General features: G+C 64.7%; 2 protein-coding genes. Both read left to right on the forward strand.

Features of this window, described 5'->3' with window-relative positions:
* The coding region (locus tag IVA91_RS15190; protein ID WP_247458895.1) for a hypothetical protein at window positions 1-185 on the forward strand (185 nt) is incomplete at its 5' end.
* Window positions 98-1,495, forward strand: a complete 1,398-nt coding sequence (locus IVA91_RS15195; RefSeq protein ID WP_247305369.1) for an IS1380 family transposase — start codon at window positions 98-100, stop codon at window positions 1,493-1,495. The genes IVA91_RS15190 and IVA91_RS15195, both read left to right, overlap by 88 nt.
* The last annotated feature ends 164 nt before the right edge of the window (window positions 1,496-1,659 follow it).

Consider the following 1,659-nt stretch of genomic DNA (forward strand, 5'->3'; position numbering starts at 1 on the left):
TAGCCCGCATTTCTCACAGTATTGAGGCGCATCGGGGCGCGAATCAGCGAAAGTTCTTTTGCGAGAAGGACTTTGCGATGATTCAAGGAATGCCCCGATGCCGACAGAGTGTAGCGCAGAACGTTTTGATTTTGGAGTGGTGGAAGGCCGGGCTGTGGAAGCGGCCTTTGATGCTGGGCTGGTGACGTCGGATGCTGGAGCGCTGCTTCTGGGCGCCACCGATCGAGCGATCGATCTGGTGGGGCGCTTTGCAGCTTGCTTTCGCGATCATCGCCGCGCGGACCTGATCGAGCATGCGGTCGAGACGTTGATCGGACAGCGGGTCTTTGGCATTGCGCTCGGCTACGAAGATCTCAACGACCATGATGAACTGCGGCACGATCCGCTGATGGCGGTGCTGGCGGGCAAGCTTGCGGCCCGGCGGCAGGACTGCGCACCGGTGGCCGGCAAGTCGACGCTGAACCGGCTGGAGCTGAGCCGCAGCGAGCCTTCGCGCTATCACAAGATTGCCTATGACGCGGCGGCGATCGAGGCGCTGCCGGTGATGCTGTTCCTGGAGGCCCACGAGCGACCGCCGGCGCAGATCATCCTCGATCTTGACGCCACCGACGACCCGCTACACGGCCATCAGGAGGGACGCTTCTTCCACGGCTACTACGACTGCTACTGCTATCTGCCGCTGTACGTGTTCTGTGGCCGGCATCTGTTGGCAGCCAAGCTGCGACCCTCCGATATCGACGCCAGCGCGGGCAGCGTCGCGGAGGTCGAGCGGATTGTCCGGCAGATCCGCGCCCGCTGGCCGTTCGTGCGCATCCTGCTGCGGGCGGACTCAGGCTTTGCGCGCGAGGCGCTGATGGCGTGGTGCGAGCAGAACCGCGTGGACTACCTGTTCGGGCTCGCCCGCAACACGCGCCTGGTCGCCATGATCGAAGAGGAGCTTGCCACGGCTCGCGCTGCGGCCGAGAAGACCGACCGACCGGCGCGCCGCTTCAAGGACTTCCAATGGAGCACGCTCGGCACCTGGAGCCGAAGGCGCCGCGTCGTCGCCAAGGCGGAGTGGACAAAAGGCGAAGCCAATCCGCGCTTCGTCGTGACCTCGCTCAAGCGGGCCGAGGCGGGCGCGCGACAGCTCTACGAAGACATTTACTGCGCCCGCGGCGACATGGAAAACCGCATCAAGGAGTGCCAGCTCGACCTCTATGCCGACCGGACGTCGGCGGCGACCATGCGCGCCAACCAACTGCGGCTGTGGTTCGCCGCAATGGCCTATGTGCTGATCTGTGCTCTGCGGCGCATCGGCCTTGCCGAAACCACTTTTGCCGACGCCACCTGTGGCACCATCCGCCTCAAGCTCCTCAAGATCGGCGCACTGGTGCGCATCAGCGTCCGCCGCATCAAAATCGCCATGGCTTCGGCCTGCCCAGCCGCCCAGGAATGGGGACACGTGGCCCGCCGCCTGGCCGAAACCGCCAAGGCCCGCGCCGCACCCACCTGACACGCGAAGCTGCGACGCGCTCAATCGGCGGCATCACCAACAGGTCCAAAGGAGACACTCAAAGCCAAATCGCCACCCGCGCCTCCAGCGCAACGGCTCCTCATCGCCTTCGCTAGACCTTCTATCCTCTGTCGCACAGCTATCGGCCGTGTGAGAAATGCGGG

Source organism: Bradyrhizobium sp. 153 (assembly GCF_023073835.1).
Taxonomy (GTDB): domain Bacteria; phylum Pseudomonadota; class Alphaproteobacteria; order Rhizobiales; family Xanthobacteraceae; genus Bradyrhizobium.